Consider the following 18,697-nt stretch of genomic DNA (forward strand, 5'->3'; position numbering starts at 1 on the left):
ATGAGCCCCGCAGAGTTCGATACTTTAGTGGCCACCATCCTGGTGGCCGTTTTTTTCCTGGCCGCCGTGTTGGGTTTTGTCATGCGCGAAACCCGCTTCTGCACCATGGGCGCGATCAGCGATGTGGTCTACCTGGGCGATTGGATGCGCGTGCGCCAGTGGGCCATGGCCGTCGGCGTTGCCATGTGCGGCTTTACCGCTCTGGTGTTGTGGGCAGGGGTATCGGCTGCGGACACGCTGTATGCGGGCGCGCAACTGATGTGGCTTTCTTCCATGGTGGGAGGCTTGATGTTTGGCGTCGGGATGGTGCTGGCGTCTGGCTGCGGGGCGCGCAATCTCACCCGGTTGGGCGGCGGCAATCTCAAGTCACTGGTCGTTCTGCTGGTCATTGCGGTCGCGGCTTTTGCAACGCTCAAAGGCATCACGGCGGTGGCCCGTGCGCGGTGGCTCGATAGCATGCACATCGGTTTCAGTTCGCCCGCCTTGTTGCCCGAGGTAGTGGCCGGGGCTGCGGGCTGGCCTCCGCTACTGGCACGAGGCCTGATGGGGGGAGGACTCGGCTTGCTGCTGCTTCTGTCGGCCTGGTGCGCAAGGGGCAGGCAGGGGCGCGATCTTCACGTGCTTGCGGGAGGGGCTGTTGTCGGCCTGTGCGTGGTTGCCGCATGGTGGTTGGGCGGGTATGTCGGCAATGTGCAGGAGCATCCTGCGACCTTGGAGCATGTGTATGCCGCTACCTACACCGGGCGCATCGAGGCTTTCAGCTTCGTGACTCCGCTGGCGCATACCCTGGACTGGCTTTTGTTCTTCAGCGACCGCAACAAGGTGCTGACCTGGGGCATCGCCAGCGTGGCTGGAATGGTGGCAGGGGCTTTCCTGCATGCGCTGTGGCGGCGTGACTTTCGCTGGCAAGGCTTTGCCAACACTGCCGACCTGGCGAGGCATTTGGCTGGTGCCGCCCTGATGGGCGTAGGAGGTGTAGTTGCAATGGGCTGCACCATTGGTCAGGGCATCAGTGCGCTTTCCACCTTGCAGTTGGGAAGTTTCTTGTCCGTGGCCGGCATTGTGGCGGGCGCTGTTCTGGCATTGCGTTATCTGGCCTGGAAGGAAGCCAGATAGCGACAAGCTTCACCAGTAGGGGTGAAGAGGCACCCAGGAGCAAGGGTGTCAGCAAGGCGTAGTTGGAACAAGGGTGTCATCAGGCTGTTACCGGTCCCTGGCATGGTTGCAGCTTTCTATATCGAATGGAGAGCCTATGTCTGCAACCAAGCTGGCATTCATGAGCCTTGCGACCGTTCTGCTATCTGCCTGTGGCGGTGGTGAAGACATGGCGCTGCGATCCGAACCTGCGGAATTACGAGCCACTGCTTCAGCCTACTGGGCTGGGGTGGGGCGTGCATTGCCCCAATCGCCCCTGGGCAATACCGTGGCGATTTCTTGCCACAACTGTTATGGAGACACGCTGGCGGCTACACAGGCCAAGGTGGGCAAAGCACTGGCGCGTGGCTTTGATCTGGTGGAGTTGGATCTGACCACCCATGCCGATGGCAAAGTCTACGTCGAGCACGGCGACAGCGAGTTACCGCGCGGCAGCCTGGAGGCCTCGTTGGCCAACACGGCTCTGCAGCAAAGCGATCGCATGCTGTTCCTGGAAGTGAAGGAAAAATTTACCACGACTGCGCAGAGTGATGCAATGATGCTGCAGGTGCTCCGCGCCATTCGTGACGGCAACTATGCCACTGCTGCAAGGCCCGCATTCCTGCGCGCCTTCATGGATGGTCGGCATCAGCATCTGGTGCGCGCCAAACAGATGCTGGCGACCTCGGAGTTTTCTGGAATTCGCAACCACATCCGATTGCATACCCTGGTGGAGAGCGATATCCGCAACAACATTCGCACCACCAAAAACCTCGGTTTTGACGGTGTGGAACTGGAGTACCGCACTGGCGATCTGTTCGGAAAAATCCAACAGGCCAAGACGCTCGGGATCGGCGTAGGGCTCTACACCATTCCGGCGAGCATGGGAGAGGCGTATTTGTCGGCCTTGCGCGAGGACGTGGATTTCCTGACCACCGACTACGACCTGGCTGATGCTGCCAAGCCAAGCAATGTCCGCTCGCTGGTACAGGAGAATACGTCGCTGGTGTACTTGAATGCCGGACAACAAAGCAGCTATCCCTTGAACTACCAGCGAACCAGTGGCACCGGCTATCCGTTGGCAGCCGGAGCCAGCACACCAGCACTGGAGTGGCTGGATGCGGCCAGCGATGAAGACAGGGTGGGTGGGAGCATGGTGTTTGCTGGCGGCCAGAGCTTGACGACCTGGGATGCTGACAATGACGCTGCCGGCGGCTATCTTGTCACTGCCGTGGTGAATTTTGACGATCTGAACCCCGCCACCACAGCCAGCATCATCGCCAAGAGCGACAGCGGTGGCTTTGCCCTGGAGCAGAACGCCGGCCTGCTCCGCTTTGGGGTGCATGCCAACGGCAGCTACCACTACGCATCCGTGCCCATGACGGCATTCAATGGCACCGATTCATACTTCATCGTCGGTGCCTATGATGGCAACGGTGCTGTGCGTCTGTGGGTCAACAATACGGAGCGAACCCCTTCCATCGCAGTCACCGGTGGTGTCACGCAAAACAATAGCCCGGTTGTCATCGGTGCAGATCCGCAAGGTGCCACGGATCGGCGCTTCTTCTTCAAGGGCAAGGTACAGCAGGTGATGGTGCAGAAGTGGCGCGACCACTGAAGGAATGCTGTTCAGGCCTGGCGCAGAGAATGGCCCGCGTGCGATCACAGCAGTGATCGCACGGCTTGCCTCAACTCGGGGAGCAATTCCGATTCAAACCAGGAATTGCGGTTGAGCCAGCCGCTGTTGCGCCACGATGGATGGGGAAGCGGGACGCAGCGCGGTGTGAAAGCAGGGTTGTCATAGATGCTGCGCCAATGTGCAACGGTATCGTTCACACCCAGACGGGCAAGCTCCTTGGGCGCGCGCAGGCGCTGCAAGTGCCAGCGTTGTGCATGGCCGCCGACGAGCAGTAACAAGCGCAAGTCGGGCAATTGCGCCATCAGCCGATCTTGCCAGGTGCGCGCGCACTCCGGCCGGGGTGGCAGATCACCTCCGTGAGTGTCAAGACCGGGAAAACAGAATCCCATCGGTAGTATGGCAATACGGCGAGCGTCGTAGAAAGTGTTCGCGTCGATATCCAGCCACTGCCGGAGGCGCACACCAGATGGATCGGAAAACGGGATACCGCTTTCATGCGCACGTATGCCCGGTGCCTGCCCAGCAATGCAAATGCGGGCGGAAGCGGATAGCTGGAAGACGGGGCGCGGTTCATGGTTCAGGACACGGCCCTTGTCGGGATGCTCAAGACAGATCCTGCACTTGCGTATTTCGTCTGCAAGCACATCCAGCGGAGTAGGGCTTTGTAAGACGGCATTCAAAGGAAATGCCCCTGGTTGTATGTATTGGAGTGTCGAGGTAGCGTATTTCCATTCGTGCCGCCGGTACTGCTGGTATCACGCGGGTTCATCTTCGAAAGTCTCCCGCTTAAATGGCTGACGGTATCCTCAAAGGCGTTTCGGTGCTCGGCTGTGCAGATCATGGCCTGATTATGAGGTCGAGGTTATCAAAGAGTGCGCAGGGCTCTGGTATGGGAAGCCAGGTGTTGTCGCAACCCGCTCACGAAAGGCGGGGAACACCATCGCGATCCTATGCCGCGCACTGGTGGTTGCAGTCTCAATTGCAAGGGATTGTCAATTTCAGCCGATCACTCCTTCCTGCGGTAGAGCGCGCTTGCTTATACCGGTATTCTGGTGCGAATTTGTAGCAGTTTGCGCCGGGCCAGAGAGAACACCCCCTCCCTCTCTTTTATTTCTTTGGCAGCTTCATCAGCACCGGCTTTTTTCACGCACGAGACGAACCCTTCCGTCGCCTTGTTTTCACACGAGGGAACTTTTCCAAAGCGGGGCAGTCTGTTTGATTGTTCAATCACTGCGGTTTCCCTCCTCCATTGAAAGTTGGAGAAGGAACTGACGATCGAATCGCTTGGACTACTAATGAATACCAAAAAATTAGTAGTCGCCTCAAGTCTTCGGTACTCGCAACGGGGCTCCGATCCAGACGCTGAAAACGCGGCTGGAACGCTTCAACACCCCCAGAGGACCTAAGCTAAGCACACCAACGCCAATCCAGTTGCTGAAATAAATTGGGCTCTATGAGGCCCAAGGCGCTTGCATTGCCATGGAGCTGCGTTATAGCTGGGCGTGCGTGCCTGACAACTGGAGTATTGGAAAGTCTCCCCCTGGATGAACGGCGAAGGTGGCGCTGACGACAAGAGTGCGGCGGCGGGTCTCCGAGAGCCGGCGAACCCCTTGCGATTTGAATCTCATACGCGTGATTTGAATTTGAAACAATATATTTCATAATAATCATTATTGTTTCTTTTGTAGAAAATAATGATTTGAGAAATGGCAGTTTCAAACAAAGCTGGTCCATTGTTTTCAATGAATCTGTCTATCTTCAAACCCCAAGCGTAGCAGTCAATGTGGTGAACGCAGCGCATACGCATTCGTGCGGCTCGAGCGGTTTGCCCCAATGGGCGGAAGAGAAGGTTCATTGCAGATGCGGGACCAAACGATAACAGCAGCTTCAGCTGCCTGAAGACGGAGTATCTGTTTTCAACACAGAAGGAATCTAGGCCATGGCGAACCTTGCGGCGCTGACTCATCCACATCCCTTATTAACCGGCGCACGCGCACGGATTGCTACCACCTGTGCTGTATTGTTGGCGGCAACTGTTCCACATCTTGCTGGCGCCACTGTACTGTTCGATAACTACCGGGGGCGCAATAGCCTGCCTGTCGGTGCTACGCCCGTAGCTCCGAACTATGGCAACAACGATGGCTCCAGGGCGCTGTCGAATCTGATCAATCTCGCAAGCGGCGGCCCTCAGAATGTTGCCTCTTCGGGCAAGCTGGATGACCTGGACTGGTCAAGCAACGAACAGCAGTTATGCAATACCCGTGTAGGCAATGCGCCATGCGCGAGCCAGATTCAGGGGCGGGTAGCCTATACCCTGGTGCGTTTTCCCAGCTCTGGGACCTATACCTTCAAGGCCGCGCACGATGATGATCTTCAGGTGGATTTTTCCACCAATTTCTCAGCAGCTTCGGCATCGAATTACCGCAACTTTGACTACAACGTGCCTGTCGGTGGGCTGAGCTCCTATACCAGCGAGACTTCCTTTCCCGACATCCCAGGCAATTTTGTTGCGTCGCAGGACAACAGCTGCTATGCCATGCGTGTCTACTGGAACAACAGGGGTGGTTTGAATTTCCTGCGCATGAAATGGGTGAAACCGGGTGGCATCGAAGAGATCATCCCGGCAGCTAATCTGCTGGATCCATCGAAACCCGAATCCTATGCCAGCTGCGCCAATACCCTGGCCGACATTGGCGTGTCCAAGACCGGCCCCGCTCAGTTTACGCAAGGTGGCACGCTGAACTACGCCATCACGGTCTGGAACTATGGCCCGACGGAGGTGAGCGGCATTCCCATTGCCGATCTTTTGCCAGGCAACGTTACGCTGTTGAGCGGCCCCACCTGCACGGCCTCCGGTTCCGCGCAATGCGGTGGCAGTTCGAACAACGGAAATGCCTGGGTGATGACGACGGGCCTGCTGCCAGTGAACACCACTGCGGGTGATCCGTCGAGCGCGCCCTCGCAGGGCAGCTATCTCACTTACCAATTTGCGGTAAGGGCTGCAGCCAATGCACTGAGCATCAAGAACACTGCGACCGTTGCGACCAATGACCTGAATCCAGACAACAACTCCAGTACCGTTATCAGCCAGAGCAGCGGGCAGGTGAGCGTAAGCAAGACGGGCCCAGCCAAGGTGGCGATGGGACAGGCCTTCGACTACCAGTTCACTGTCAACAACGGGCTGGGTGTGGCCGTGCCCAGCGCAGTGATTGCCGAACAGTTGCCGGCCAATATGCAAGCACTTTCAGTGAATGGCGCCAACTGTGGCGCGCTGCCGAGCGCTGCGGGTGCATTGCTCACCTGCAGGTTGCAATCGAGTATTGCTGCAGGAGGTACCGGCGCGTTCACGCTCCGAGCTGTTGCAACCAGCACGGGGGTGGTCACCAACTATGCGTCTACGGATCCAAGTGGCGGGTCATCTAGCGGTACCCCGGGTGCCAGTTGCGATGCCTCTCGCTTCAGCTGCACCAGTGCCAAAACGGAGGTGGTAGCGCCTGCGGTGGCGGTGAGCAAGAGTTTCTCGCCTGCGAGTATTGGCTCGGGCGGCTCCAGTCTGCTCACAATCACGGTGAGCAACGCCAACTCCAGCATCGACCTGCATTCTCTGAGTGTCACGGATGCCTTGCCTGCTGATGTCTTTGCAACAGGAAACCTGATCGGCAATACCTGTTTTGGCAGCCTTACGGCGCCGGGCAACAGCCAGTTGACGCTATCTGGTGGCACTCTCGCAGCTGGCGCATCCTGCCAATTGCGATGGATGGTGACTTCTTCTACGGTGGGCACGCATGTAAACACCATTCCCGCCGGGGGTGTCACTTCTGCAGAGGGTGCTGTCAATACCGCCCAAGCCCAGGCCATTCTGAACGTTCATACGCCAGCCCATCCGGCCACCGCCAAAAAACTGTCTCTGGTAAACGGGGCACCGTATCAGGGGCAAAGGCTGCGCAATGGCGATGTGCTGGTATATGACATCACAGTCACCAATTCCGGAGGCACAGCCGCTACCACCGACCTGACAGAGACGGTGCCCAATGGAGCGACCTACACCGGGGTGGGTGAGGGTTGGAGCACCTCGCCCGGATGCACCACCGAAGGCTCGACCTGCGAGCAAACCAGCATCACCGTGGCACCGGGTGGTACCGTGACCAAGCAGTTCACGTTGACCATCACTCCTCCGGTACTGACGCCTACATTCATCAATACCGTTACCAGCTCCGTAGGTGATTGCGATGCCTGCACGGTTTCTTCGCCAGGCGTGTTTGCAGACATGGTGGCGACCGGGGCTGCTTCGCAGGAAGTGCAGAAGGGCTCCGATGTCACGGTGGTCACCAGCTGTACCAACCAGGGCCCGGACTATGGCGTCAATGCCACCTGTTCCGTAACAGGCGCTCCTGTGGGGGCGGCCACGGTATGTACGCCATCAGCCCCGGTGCCTCAGTTTCAGGTGGGCGCCGTGCTCACCTGCACCACCACATTCAAGGCAGAGCAGTCAGGCCCGGTGATGTTAGTGACCACCGCATATTCCGAAACCAGCGACCCTGAGGTCGGTAACAACAAGGCCATCAGTGCCGTCACCGTGCTAGAAGCCGATCCGATACCCGTGGATGGTGCAGCCCCTGTCCCCATGGATGCACGCTGGATGCTGGCGCTGATGTCACTGGTAATTGGGGGAATGGCTCTACTGCGTCTGCGCCGTTCTCGATCTGATTGATCTGGAAGGGCTACAGGGGAAGCTCGGAGTGAGGCGTCAGTGGATCTCGCCGCTGACCCTCAGATTTCAGCCTCTGTGTAGTTACTTGAGATCATGGGAGCAGCAGAGGCGTTGGCGATGGCTGTAAGCTCACGGAGCAGCCACTGAGCGTGTGTTCACCCCTGTGGGCTAGTGCACTTTTGGGTGGCGCCTTTGGCGGCGGGCAAAGAAGAAGCCGGCACCGCCCACCCCCAGGGATAGTAATAGCAGGCCGTACCCTCCCATGGTCGGAACAGGTGCGGGCGTTGTCGGAGATGGCTTGTCGTCGTCTTTGACAAGTACCTGCGCGGGCGAGCCAGTAATGTCATAGGATCCCGCCGTGGCGGCTGCAACCGAAAGCTCTGCAATCACGTCTCCATCGTTGGCAACTGTGTTCGGGGTTGCCATGATCGTGCAGGTTACAGACAGGGAGTCTGCGGGCACCAGAATCGGCTGTGTACACGTTGTGCTATAGCGCGGGTTGGATGCTGGCAGATTCAGATTCACGCTGAGGCCTTGCGGCGGAGCTGGATGGGTCAGCGTTAAAGTGCAGGTGCTTACTTGATTGGCAGAGTCAAATAGCTCCACTGGGTTGCATGCCACGCTGACGGCGGGAGTCAGCAAGCGGGATTGCAGATACCAGTTGTTGCCTACCTGGTGCAACGTATAGCTGAAGTGTCCGGCTGTGATCGATCCGCCTTCTAGTGTGAAGACGCCGTTGGATGCTCCGTCCACTTTGACCACCAGGATACCGTTACCCGTGGTGGCTGCACCCAGCCCATTTGCGTTCGCAATACGTAAGGTGCTGACACCGCCCGTATTGCCATTCACTTCCAGCAAGTCAGATGCAGAACTGCTGTCACCCAGCACAGTATCCAGTGCCACTACATTGCTGCCTATGCCGTTGAAGCTGCCTGTGAATGTGATGCGGTCATCTGCTGCAGGGCTCGTGTCGGCCAAGGTGATGGTGCCGTTATTGGCAACGCTGCCGTAAACATGAAACGTACCGGGCACATCACTGGCGCGCAGAGTGGCCGCGCTATCAATGTTGATTTGTGCTGCCGCACTGTTCTCAAACAGATCGCCGGAGAGTTGCAATGTCGCCGCGTTGGCAAGATGAATGGTTTCCCAAAGCGTCAGATTGCTCCCATTGGCAAGATTGTTGCTGCTGCCGGTAAAGCCCCGCATTGCCAATCCATCCAAAGTCAAGGTGTCGGTGCCTGTACCGCCATCGAACTGCGGAACCTGAGATATATCCACGCCTGCGGCAAGCGTGAGCGCATCATCGCCTTCGTCCATGGCGGTGATCCCTATGAGCGCGCCTCCACTGGCTCGCATGGTGTCGTTGCCATTGCCCAGATTGATATCGCCGGTGATGGTGCCACCGGTATGAATAAGCTCATCGGCACCAGTGCCCATGAACACCTTGCCGGTAATGACCCCTCCGTTATTCAGGTGGACCGGAGTGTCTTCATACACCACTACCGCATAGCTTTGTGCGTCGGCACGAATGATGCCGCTGGCAGTATTGTTGATGGTCTGCAATGCCGTCAGACCAGCGGTACGGGGCAATACCATCACTGCGGCTCGAAAGGAGGCGTCAGGGATGGCTGTGCTGGATTTGATTTCGAGCAGTCCACTATTGTCTATGGTCATCGGGTTGGCGTTGCTAGACGTGCCGGATTGGGCGGCATAGACGTAATTGCTCGGGCTGTCGATTACGACGCTGCCGGTATTGTTGATTCGCACAAAACCTGAACTGTTGGCATAACCAGCGTTACCGATGCCTCCGATGGGAAAGGTTACCAGGGGGCTCGAACTGGTGATGGTGATGCTGCCGCTATTCTCGGCCAGCGAATTGATGGATGCCTGCTGATAGATACCGACGCTGCCTGTTGTGCGCGTTGTATTGGTATTGGTGATATTGATTTGGCCTGAATTCGTGGTAGTACCGCTGCCTCCTGTGGCAGGGTTCCACATGCGAGGCTGTAAACCGCTGGTGAATGCGCTGGCGGAGGAGACGACGCTCACCGGGCCGGAGTTGGTGACGGAGAAATTCTGTGCCAGCACTTCAATGGCATTGTTCGACACGCTTGTGCCGGTGGCCGTATTGGTGAGTGAGATGGAGCCGTCATTGGTGACTGTTGCCAGGCTGTTGGCCGCACTTGCTGCAACCGCCACGGTATCGAGGCCGCTATTGGCAAGAGCTGGGCTTGCCGTGGTCATCGTCAGGCTGGCGCCACTGGCGTTCGTGAAGCTTGCGCTGCTGAAATTGTTGGCGTTCAGATACCCAATGTTGGCCAGTGCTCTCCCTCCGCCAGAGGGAGTTTGGTAGAGTGCGCCGCTCCATGTCATCTTGCCCTGGTTGATGACCGAGACACCATTGGCCGTATTTTCGCGCGCATAGATCAAACCGATGCTGGTTCCGTTCAACGTCATGTCGCCGGAACTGTCGTTGGTGAACTGTACATTGGTGGCGTTGATCAGATACTGCCCTGCAGTAGCTCCACTGCATAGCACAGAGCCATTTGCGACGCCCATGGGTGAAGGCGGAACACAAATCGCCCAACTGGTCACGGGTAGGGCAAAAGCTCCATATGCTGTTGCAATGACAGCCTTGAGCTTCAAGTTCGATCGAACTCTCCAATACATCGGCATATGGTTCATATGCGTCAAATTAACATGTTGTCAACTTTTAAAGTTTTGTTTTTGCTATGGTTGACGTATTTCTTGAAGCAGTGATCTATCTTTGTGGGCTGGACTGTCCCTGGTCAGGGGCAATCCACTCGCAGCTGCTGATTTCCGCCGATCCCGTGAAAACCGCTCAGCTGGATAGGCTGGCTCGCTGCTAACAACCAAGAAGCTGTTTGCTGTTTTGAGCTCGGCTATGGGTGCGATTCGGCCAATGTCGCTGCTGGATCTGTTTCAGTTTTAATGCATCGCCAGCTTTGTAAAGCTGGCGGCTTGCCGGTGGATAGCCTCACCGCAATGCCCGATGTTGATTGTCAATGGCGATCTCAGCACCGTCTGCTGCTGATGCAGTTCAACAGCCGTATCGGGGAAGGACTGACCCATCACTGGGTATCTGCCAACCATTCTGAGCCATCATGGGAAGCTCAAGTCCAAACCGAGCATCCTCATCAGGGTGAACGTGACGAGCCCCAGGCCGAGGAGTGCTAGTGCGAAGACTGCCACCACCATGCTGCCTGCACGTAGCACGGCGCGCCTGTCCTTTCCCTTTGCTCCTTGGTCGTAGTGCCACTTGATGGCAAAGAACATGCATGTGCCGAACATGAGGACCTTGAAGGTAACGAAGACTATGGGGATCCAATCGATCATTTTGAATATTTCCGGCCTGTGATCTGACACTATCTATCGTGAAGAGCACTGCTTCCCAGAGGAACGCGGTGAAACGCCAACGACCGCCATGCAAGGATGGGGCTGCTGCACGTTCTGAGGCATATTACTTACAAGCAATTTCCATACATGGAGACAAATTGTCCCAGTCGAAAACCATGCGAGATGAAAATTTGCCAGGCTGGTTGCCGCGATTGGCCGCGCACGGCGGGCCACGTTTTTTGCAGATTGCGGATGCGTTGCAGGCGGCACTGGTAGAAGGGGTGCTGAAGCCGGGTGACCGGCTGCTTCCGCAGCGCCAGTTGGCAGCACTTCTGGAAGTGGATTTGACGACGGTTACACGCGCATACGACGAGGCCAGGCGCCGTAACCTGCTGGAGGGCCGCGGCGCTCGAGGGACCTATGTTGCGGCGCCGAAAGTCGAATTGACCTCGATCATTGACTTGAGCATGAATACCCCGCCGCCGCCAGATGGCGTGGATTTCGACGACATGTTGAAGCAAGGGTTGTCGCAAGTATTGATGCGGGCAGATACCAACTTGCTGATGACTTACCACTTGGGCGGGGGAAGCGACTCCGACCGCAAGGCTGGAGTCAAATGGCTTAGACCAATGTTTGGACATCTGGATTCTGGGCAGCTTGTCGTCTGTCCAGGTGCGCAAGCGGCGATCGCTGCATTGATTCTTGCGCTGACGGAACCTGGCGACGCGATCCTGGCAGAAGCTGCGAGCTATCCCGGCTTGCGGGCCGCAGTGGCTCAATTCGGCCGGCGCATCATTGCAGTGGAGGCGGATGAGTGTGGGATGGTGCCCGAAATGCTGGAGCAAGCGTGCCGCCTGCACAAGCCTGGGCTGGTCTACCTCAATCCGACGTTGCAAAACCCGACCGCCGTTACTATTCCAGAACACCGGCGCAGGCAAATCGCCGGCATCGCCAAGCGCTGGCAGGTGCGCATCGTCGAGGACGATCCCTACTGGCTCCTCGCCAATGCCCCGCCGCCACCCATTGCCACGTTTGTCCCGGAGCAGGTGTACTACATCTCGACCTTGTCGAAATGCCTGACGCCCGGCTTGCGTGTGGCCTTCGTGCTGATACCTGACCTGCAAGAGCGCGAACGCTTCCTGGTCGCCCTGAGGTCATTTGCGCTGATGGACGCTCCCCTGATGGCCGCACTGGCCACTCAGTGGATTCTTGATGGTTCGGCTGACAGATTGATGGATGGGGTGCGCAAAGAAGCGCGTCTACGCCATCGGATGGCGCGGGATATTCTGGCCGGTCGATACGATGGCGCTGGAGACGGCCTGCATGTATGGCTGGAGTTGCCGGGCTATTGGAGTTCTGTCCAGCTTGCGCGCGCGGCTGGCAGCGAGGGTATCGCAGTCACACCGGCAGAGGCATTCGCAACGGGGAGTGGATCCGTGAATGCAATTCGGATCTCCTTGGGTTGCATCAAGGACCGGGGGCGCTTGCAGGCGGGCCTTCAACGGCTGTCTCATCTGCTTGCACGGCGGCCCGAGTCGTTCGGTTCCAATTTGAACATGTAGGCCTTCGGTCTATTGCGGCGAATCAAGATGGATTGCCTAACCCCACGGTACTCCTTTTAATAAGCATAAACCGGGTTGTACAAAGACATACGCTTCGAGTGATCGCAGGGCGCCTCTGCTTGGTGTTTTTCAGTTGGACAAGGCGGCGAAGCGACAATCTATCAAGGGCTCTGTCCGAGGCACTTGGTGACATGCGAAAAAAAGAGCCCTCCGAGGGAGGGCGCTTGCATGTCTACCGTTTATGGAAATTCTTCGACCCCGTGGCGGGGCCTGATCGAGGCGCCAGATGCCGGAAGGTGATCCGCCCTTTGGTTAAATCATAGGGGGACATTTCAACGGTTACGTTGTCTCCGGCAATGATCTTGATCCGGTGTTTTCTCATCTTGCCGCCCGTATACGCAACCAGCGAATGGCCGTTATCAAGATTCACTCGATACCTTGCATCAGGAAGAATTTCTTCGATCTTCCCCTGCATTTCAATTAGGTCTTCTTTGCTCAATGGATATCCTTAATGATGGCCTGGGGCCTTATTTCATGAGGGCAAGATGAATGCCTTCATGCCTGGCGTGATCAACCGCCTCCTGAGCTGTCTCAAATAGCCTGGAGAAGGTGTACACGGTGTCTTGAGCGAGTGAGCCTTGGCCGGATTTCAGTGATACGGCAGACTTGAATTTGCCATCAGCTTGCTTGCAAACTCCTGGCGAGATGAAATAGCGAGATATTTTTTGGGTGTCTTTGATAAATTTAAACATGGATGCGCGCTCCACATATATCTCAGTGGAGTTCTGTGCGCCAGAAATAAAAACAGAAATACGGAAAAGCCGAACCTAGGAATTTATTATGGCTTGTAGCTTGCCTAGGACAGTGCGCGAGGAGGGCGTGAGAAACCCAGCACTGAATTAGATCGAATCAGGGGGCAAGCATGCCCAGATCTGCGGCTCAGTCTATCACAGATGTCAAATATGTGCTTTTAGACTGCCGCTGGTCAGGAGCAGTCCAAATGCGGCTGGGTGCTCGCATATGAACCACAGGTAGTCTTGAAAGGGCTTGCAATGTTGCATGCTTTGCTCAATAATTCAATAAAAGTTGAATTATTGAAATATGAAAGAAACTCAAGTCATCCGTTCCCTTGCAGCCCTGGCCCAGGAGGCTCGCTTGCGCGCCTTCCGTGCGTTGGTCGTCGCGGGTCCTGAAGGCTTGACACCCAGCGTACTGGCGGAGCAGTTGGGCATTGCCGCCAACACCTTGTCGTTCCATCTCAAGGAGTTGACCAATGCCGAGCTTATTACCCAGGAGCGTCAGGGGCGCAATCTGGTGTATCGCGCCTCGTTCGAGACCATGAATTCCCTGCTTGGCTACCTCACAGAAAACTGCTGCCAGGGCGCTGCCTGCGGCCCTGCTTCTGTCACATCCTGCAATTGCTGAAGGACAACACAATGAAGCGCTTTCACGTTCACATGCACGTCGATGACCTGCCCCAGAACATCGCTTTCCATTCCCGGCTCTTTGGTGCCGGGCCCACCCGCGTGGAAAGTGACTACGCCAAGTGGATGCTGGAAGACCCGCGCGTCAATTTCGCCATCTCCACCCGTGGCCATGCCAGGGCAGGACTCGATCACCTGGGCTTCCAGGTCGATGATGCAGCCGAACTGGGTGCACTCAAGGCACGGGCAGAAGCGGCCGACATGGCAATGCTCGATGAAGGCGAAACCACCTGCTGTTATGCCCGCAGTGAAAAGCACTGGATCACCGATCCGCAAGGTGTGGCCTGGGAGCACTTTCATTCGCTGGGTAGCATCCCGGTGTTCAACGAGTCGGTAGCTTGTGCACCTGCTGCGGTTGCCTGCTGCTCAACTGCAATCGCCACCCCTGCTGCTGCATCCAGTTGCTGCGAGCCTCGCGCCACGGCCCACACCGCAAAGGCTTGCTGCTGAACCACCATGACAAATGCCGTCTCTCCCCTGAATGTGCTGTTCCTGTGCACCCATAATTCGGCACGCAGTATCCTGGCCGAGGCCTTGCTCAATGACATGGGCCAAGGTCGCTTCAAGGCCTATTCGGCGGGCAGCAGCCCTCGCGAGAACCAGCAACCCAACCCCCTGGGCTTGGAAGTACTGCAGCGCGCAGGTATTGCCGTGGAAGGCCTGCGTAGCAAGAGCTGGGACGAATTCACCGGACCCGATGCGCCTCAGATGGACTTGGTGATTACCGTGTGCGACAACGCCAAGGGCGAGATGTGCCCCATATGGCCTGGCCATCCGGCTACGGCGCATTGGGGGTACGCTGATCCTTCCGAAGGCGATGCGCCGCCCGAGGTGAAGCGGGAGTCCTTCTGGCAAACCATGCTCCAGATGCGACAACGCCTGGAGCTGTTGGTGAACCTGCCTGCTGACAAGCTCCACCAGGCGGCCTTGCAGAACACGGCACGCGAACTCTCCACACACTGAACGCCATGAACCAAACCTGTGGCGCCGCCTCACTGCAGGCTGGCAGTTCTTCGATGAGCGTCTTCGAACGCTACCTCACGCTCTGGGTGTTCCTGTGCATCGTTGCCGGCATTGCCTTGGGTCACCTGTTGCCTGGCCTGTTCCGGGCCGTCGGTGCCATGGAGGTGGCCCAGGTCAATTTGCCGGTGGGCCTGCTGATCTGGGTAATGATCATCCCCATGCTGGTCAAAGTGGATTTTGGCGCGCTGAGCGAGGTGCGCCACCACATGAAGGGCATCGGCGTTACCTTGTTCGTGAACTGGTTGGTCAAACCATTCTCCATGGCCTTGCTTGGCTGGGTATTCATTCGCCATGCGTTTGCGCCGTGGCTTCCGGCGGAGCAGATTGACAGTTACATCGCCGGGTTGATCCTGCTGGCTGCAGCCCCGTGCACGGCCATGGTATTTGTCTGGAGCCGTCTTACCGGGGGTGATCCGCTGTTCACGCTGTCACAGGTTGCCCTTAACGACGCGATCATGATTGTCGCGTTCGCTCCTCTGGTGGGTTTGCTGTTGGGTCTGTCGGCCATCACAGTACCTTGGGCAACACTGCTGGTATCGGTGCTGCTCTACATCGTGGTGCCTGTGGCCCTTGCGCAGTGGCTGCGCCGTAGGTTGCTTGTCAAAGGGCAAGCGCGATTTGATCGTGTGCTGGCGGCCATCAGCCCCTGGTCGATGGTGGCGCTGCTGGCAACCCTGGTGTTGCTGTTTGCCTTCCAGGGCAGCGCCATCTTGCAGCAGCCGCTGGTAATTGCGCTGCTGGCCGTGCCGATCCTGATTCAGGTGTTCTTCAACTCGGCCTTGGCCTACTGGCTGAACCGCGCGGTGGGCGAAAAGCACAGCATCGCCTGCCCATCGGCCCTGATCGGTGCGTCCAATTTCTTCGAGCTGGCGGTGGCCGCAGCCATCAGCCTGTTCGGCTTGCAATCGGGCGCAGCTTTGGCCACCGTCGTAGGCGTGTTGATTGAAGTTCCGGTCATGTTGTTGGTCGTGCGCGTAGTGAACCGAACACGGGACTGGTACGAAGCATAGGTATTGCACGCGGGCACGACTTTCGGCTTGAGGCGCCCGTCTACCTTTTTCTGAGCTTCAAAGGTATGATCCCGCAAGAGCTAGCCCGGGTATCAACGGGCATCAAACCCACTCGGCGGTTTGGAGTTGTGTGCTCTGGCAGGAGACAACGGTGCTGATCCATACCAATGCCCGGCTGCTTTGCTTGTACTTGTTGGCAAGAGTGTGCCGTGACGCGCGTATCGCCGCGTCTGCAGTGGCATTGTTGCTGCTGGCCTCCACAGTCGTCCGGGCGGGCCCTGTCGTTTTTCCTTCGAGCACGGTGGCTGTTACTCTCGACGGCGTGCCGCTGGGAACCAAAACTTCGGGTAGTGGCTTGCGCAATTCCGTAGTGCGCGCTGACGATGGCTCCTACCACCTCTGGCTCATCAAAAATGGCGCTGATTCCTTCATCAGCAAGATGATCCATGCAACTTCCGTGGATGGCCTTGCATTTACGACGCAAGGAGTCTTGCAGCCTCCCGCCAATTACTGGGCCTTGGCTTGTGGTGCGAACAGCATCCCTGCGACAGAACCGATTGCAACATTCGTGCGGGTCTCGAAGGTCAGTGGCGAGTGGTTGATGGCCGTCTGGCATCAAAACCAAGCCGGTCAGAACTGGTACAGCTACAACACCAGCATCTGGCGTATCGGGTCCAACCCTGGCAGCTTGGCCGTTACGCCCATCGGGCCCTTGCCATCTCAGACCTGCGGCACCAGCACAGGACCTGGCCGATTCCATATCGGCGCTTTCGGTGTGGAGGATTCTTTCATCTATTTACGGCATGTGCCACAGGCGGGTGCGCTGCCTGGATCGAGGGGAGGGAATCTGGGGCGCTACGGTGTGAACCTTGCGGCATCTCCACCGCTGACCACGCCACGTCCTGCCACAGACGCGGGCATCCCCAAGCAGACACTGGAAGCCGATCTTTTTGCGGGTACCGTTTTTTCAGAAATTCTGCCGCTCCCGCCGGGAGGCACCCGTGCGCTGGTGTACAACGCAGGTCGAACACTGCGCATGGGAAGCGTGCTGGGCACTTACTACAACTTTGCAGACTACAACACCACTGCAGCGCTGGAGAAGGATCTTTGGTACGTGGAGTCTGCTGATGGCGGAGTCAGCTGGAGCTCTCCGGCTCGCATTTATGGCCCAGGAGGCGTCAATGTACTGGTCAACGGATTGCCTAATGGAGGCAATTTCAGTGCTCCAGAGGTCACCTCGGACGGCCGCAGCTATTTCCTGACACGCGACGCATGCAACAACAGCGTCATGGTCACCGCGCCTGGCGACAGCGACGATCCGAGCCTGAGCGTCAGCATGCAATTCAGTCCTTCGAGCATCGTCGCCGGTCAAACCACACAGTGGGCTGTCACGCTGCAGGGGCCGCAAGGTTGTGACCCTCTCGCGACGACACCTGTTATTACGGATCTGGCCTATGCCCATTCGCTTCCTGCGAACCTGCAGTTCACGGGAGTTGTTGTAAGTAACAGCTGCGCGGGTGTGTTGAACTCGCCCGCCGGAAGCTCACTGAGTCTGTCTGGCGTGGAGTTGGCTGCAGGACAGAGTTGCACCACCGTCCTGGAAGTACGGGGTATCGAGCCCGGCAGCTATGACGACCGCATTGCAGCAGCAGTGGTAACGAATGCACAAAATCTGACGCCTGTGCGAGACGCCGAGGCAACGCTGATCGTGTCGGAGGCCCCAGTGGTACGGGTGCCGCAGATTTCTGTCGCCAAGAGTCGCTTGGGTGCTGCTCTCATCCCTGGTGGCTCGGCTATCTATTCAGTGACCGTGGCGAACACGGGCCAGACATCTGCGGGTGGCGCCTTGCTCAACGACGCAATGCCTGCAGGTGTCGAAAGCTGGGACTGGACTTGCGCGGCCGCAGGTGGCGCACTGTGTCCTGCGCCCAGCGGTGTCGCTGCTTTGAATGAGCAGGTGACGACCTTTCCTGCAGGCTCGCAACTGGTGTATACCGTGACTGCGCGGCTACTGCCGTCTGCCTCTGGATCCGTCACCAATGTTGCGATAGTGACTCCGCCCGCTCAAGGCGGTTGTCTGGGTGCATGTCAGGCGCAGGTTACGGATGATGTGACTGCCCACCCTGGCGATGCGGTACCCGTTTCATCAATGGGTCAGTGGGCGCTGATGCTGCTCTCCGTTGTCTTGGTCACATTCGCTGCAACGTGCTCACCAGGTGCGCTGCGCAGACGTTGAGTCGAGCGACTGCATGGGCAGCGTTTCAAGACCAGGTGTGAGGCCCGGAGTGAAGCCACTGACTGGCTGCAGTGATATACCAAGCCCGGCTACTTTAGATGCTCGACGACTTCAGCCCAATGCGGCCCGAGCCGCATTGGCTATGCGACACGAACTTCAACTGCCAGACGATGAACGCGAGAATCCAGATGCGCAAAGATAGCCATATGACGCCACAAGTCAAATGTTTTGGGACATTGCAGCAGGTCCGCGGTATCCTGTTTTCAGAAATTTGCGTTTCTTTCTGAGGGGCGCACATTGCCTACTATAACTTCAGCTTTGGCGTTGCGGAGAGGTGGCAGAGTGGTCGAATGTACCTGCCTCGAAATCAGACGTACGTGCAAGCGCACCGAGGGTCCAAATCCCTCCCTCCTGGTTAAGAATTCATGAAATGCGGGCCCATGTGGCCCGTTTTGCATTTCTATCTTGCGTTTTACCTGCCGTAGCTCTGGGTGTATGCGGGGCTCCCATGCTGGCAACCACGGTGTCTGGATTGCCTCTG

14 protein-coding genes and 1 tRNA gene are annotated in these 18,697 nt (G+C 57.6%); 10 read left to right on the forward strand and 5 right to left on the reverse strand.

Annotated elements, in window-relative coordinates; all coding sequences use genetic code 11:
* Complete coding sequence (locus ABIE32_RS19225; RefSeq protein WP_429018473.1) at nucleotides 1–1,116, forward strand: YeeE/YedE family protein; 1,116 nt, start codon at nucleotides 1–3, stop codon at nucleotides 1,114–1,116.
* A 136-nt stretch (nucleotides 1,117–1,252) separates the two neighbouring features.
* A complete protein-coding gene (locus tag ABIE32_RS19230; protein ID WP_429018476.1) occupies nucleotides 1,253–2,752 on the forward strand; it encodes a LamG-like jellyroll fold domain-containing protein in 1,500 nt (499 codons plus the stop codon).
* A gap of 44 nt (nucleotides 2,753–2,796) precedes the next feature.
* Here the strand turns inward: ABIE32_RS19230 and ABIE32_RS19235 are convergent, their stop codons facing one another.
* On the reverse strand, nucleotides 2,797–3,453 hold the full coding sequence (locus ABIE32_RS19235; RefSeq protein ID WP_429018479.1) for a uracil-DNA glycosylase family protein: 657 nt from the start codon (nucleotides 3,451–3,453) through the stop codon (nucleotides 2,797–2,799).
* A 1,259-nt stretch (nucleotides 3,454–4,712) separates the two neighbouring features.
* Here ABIE32_RS19235 and ABIE32_RS19240 point away from each other — a divergent pair.
* Nucleotides 4,713–7,484 carry a hypothetical protein gene (locus ABIE32_RS19240; protein WP_429018481.1) on the forward strand — a complete coding sequence of 924 codons (2,772 nt, stop codon included), beginning with the start codon at nucleotides 4,713–4,715 and terminating at the stop codon, nucleotides 7,482–7,484.
* A 168-nt stretch (nucleotides 7,485–7,652) separates the two neighbouring features.
* Here ABIE32_RS19240 and ABIE32_RS19245 read toward each other — a convergent pair whose 3' ends face one another.
* Nucleotides 7,653–10,130, reverse strand: coding sequence for an autotransporter outer membrane beta-barrel domain-containing protein (locus ABIE32_RS19245; protein ID WP_429018483.1), 2,478 nt, complete (start codon nucleotides 10,128–10,130; stop codon nucleotides 7,653–7,655).
* Between the two features lie 477 nt (nucleotides 10,131–10,607).
* Nucleotides 10,608–10,841 (reverse strand): hypothetical protein, encoded by a 234-nt coding sequence (locus ABIE32_RS19250; RefSeq protein ID WP_429018485.1) that lies wholly within the window; start codon nucleotides 10,839–10,841, stop codon nucleotides 10,608–10,610.
* Between the two features lie 176 nt (nucleotides 10,842–11,017).
* On the opposite strand from ABIE32_RS19250, the gene ABIE32_RS19255 reads away from it, so the two are divergent.
* Nucleotides 11,018–12,403 (forward strand): PLP-dependent aminotransferase family protein, encoded by a 1,386-nt coding sequence (locus ABIE32_RS19255; RefSeq protein ID WP_429018542.1) that lies wholly within the window; start codon nucleotides 11,018–11,020, stop codon nucleotides 12,401–12,403.
* A 232-nt stretch (nucleotides 12,404–12,635) separates the two neighbouring features.
* Here ABIE32_RS19255 and infA read toward each other — a convergent pair whose 3' ends face one another.
* Nucleotides 12,636–12,902: a translation initiation factor IF-1 gene (infA, locus tag ABIE32_RS19260; RefSeq protein ID WP_429018488.1), complete on the reverse strand. Its 267-nt coding sequence runs from the start codon at nucleotides 12,900–12,902 to the stop codon at nucleotides 12,636–12,638.
* Between the two features lie 28 nt (nucleotides 12,903–12,930).
* Nucleotides 12,931–13,155, reverse strand: coding sequence for a hypothetical protein (locus ABIE32_RS19265; RefSeq protein ID WP_429018491.1), 225 nt, complete (start codon nucleotides 13,153–13,155; stop codon nucleotides 12,931–12,933).
* 349 nt (nucleotides 13,156–13,504) lie between these two features.
* On the opposite strand from ABIE32_RS19265, the gene ABIE32_RS19270 reads away from it, so the two are divergent.
* The 6 genes from ABIE32_RS19270 to ABIE32_RS19295 all read left to right on the forward strand — a co-directional run bounded on the left by ABIE32_RS19270 (nucleotide 13,505) and on the right by ABIE32_RS19295 (nucleotide 18,569).
* A complete protein-coding gene (locus tag ABIE32_RS19270; protein WP_429018494.1) occupies nucleotides 13,505–13,828 on the forward strand; it encodes an ArsR/SmtB family transcription factor in 324 nt (107 codons plus the stop codon).
* Between the two features lie 11 nt (nucleotides 13,829–13,839).
* A complete protein-coding gene (locus tag ABIE32_RS19275) occupies nucleotides 13,840–14,337 on the forward strand; it encodes an ArsI/CadI family heavy metal resistance metalloenzyme (RefSeq protein ID WP_429018496.1) in 498 nt (165 codons plus the stop codon).
* Nucleotides 14,338–14,343: 6 nt separating this feature from the next.
* Nucleotides 14,344–14,850, forward strand: a complete 507-nt coding sequence (locus ABIE32_RS19280) for an arsenate reductase ArsC (protein WP_429018499.1) — start codon at nucleotides 14,344–14,346, stop codon at nucleotides 14,848–14,850.
* A 5-nt stretch (nucleotides 14,851–14,855) separates the two neighbouring features.
* A complete protein-coding gene (gene arsB, locus ABIE32_RS19285; RefSeq protein ID WP_429018502.1) occupies nucleotides 14,856–15,920 on the forward strand; it encodes an ACR3 family arsenite efflux transporter in 1,065 nt (354 codons plus the stop codon).
* Nucleotides 15,921–16,221: 301 nt separating this feature from the next.
* On the forward strand, nucleotides 16,222–18,156 hold the full coding sequence (locus ABIE32_RS19290) for a hypothetical protein (RefSeq protein ID WP_429018505.1): 1,935 nt from the start codon (nucleotides 16,222–16,224) through the stop codon (nucleotides 18,154–18,156).
* 328 nt (nucleotides 18,157–18,484) lie between these two features.
* A tRNA-Ser gene (locus ABIE32_RS19295) sits at nucleotides 18,485–18,569 on the forward strand.
* The last annotated feature ends 128 nt before the right edge of the window (nucleotides 18,570–18,697 follow it).

The organism is Comamonas sp. 4034 (genome assembly GCF_050434545.1).
Taxonomy (GTDB): Bacteria; Pseudomonadota; Gammaproteobacteria; order Burkholderiales; family Burkholderiaceae_C; genus Comamonas; species Comamonas odontotermitis.

Excerpts from the sequence above, each read along its gene's own strand:
- ABIE32_RS19225 (WP_429018473.1), top strand. The coding sequence starts at position 1 with ATGAGCCCCGCAGAGTTCGATACTTTAGTGGCCACCATCCTGGTGGCC.
- ABIE32_RS19240 (WP_429018481.1), top strand. The coding sequence starts at position 4,713 with ATGGCGAACCTTGCGGCGCTGACTCATCCACATCCCTTATTAACCGGC.
- ABIE32_RS19280 (WP_429018499.1), top strand. The coding sequence starts at position 14,344 with ATGACAAATGCCGTCTCTCCCCTGAATGTGCTGTTCCTGTGCACCCAT.
- ABIE32_RS19270 (WP_429018494.1), top strand. The coding sequence starts at position 13,505 with ATGAAAGAAACTCAAGTCATCCGTTCCCTTGCAGCCCTGGCCCAGGAG.
- ABIE32_RS19265 (WP_429018491.1), bottom strand. The coding sequence starts at position 13,155 with ATGTTTAAATTTATCAAAGACACCCAAAAAATATCTCGCTATTTCATC.
- arsB (WP_429018502.1), top strand. The coding sequence starts at position 14,856 with ATGAACCAAACCTGTGGCGCCGCCTCACTGCAGGCTGGCAGTTCTTCG.
- ABIE32_RS19275 (WP_429018496.1), top strand. The coding sequence starts at position 13,840 with ATGAAGCGCTTTCACGTTCACATGCACGTCGATGACCTGCCCCAGAAC.
- ABIE32_RS19250 (WP_429018485.1), bottom strand. The coding sequence starts at position 10,841 with ATGATCGATTGGATCCCCATAGTCTTCGTTACCTTCAAGGTCCTCATG.
- ABIE32_RS19255 (WP_429018542.1), top strand. The coding sequence starts at position 11,018 with ATGCGAGATGAAAATTTGCCAGGCTGGTTGCCGCGATTGGCCGCGCAC.
- ABIE32_RS19230 (WP_429018476.1), top strand. The coding sequence starts at position 1,253 with ATGTCTGCAACCAAGCTGGCATTCATGAGCCTTGCGACCGTTCTGCTA.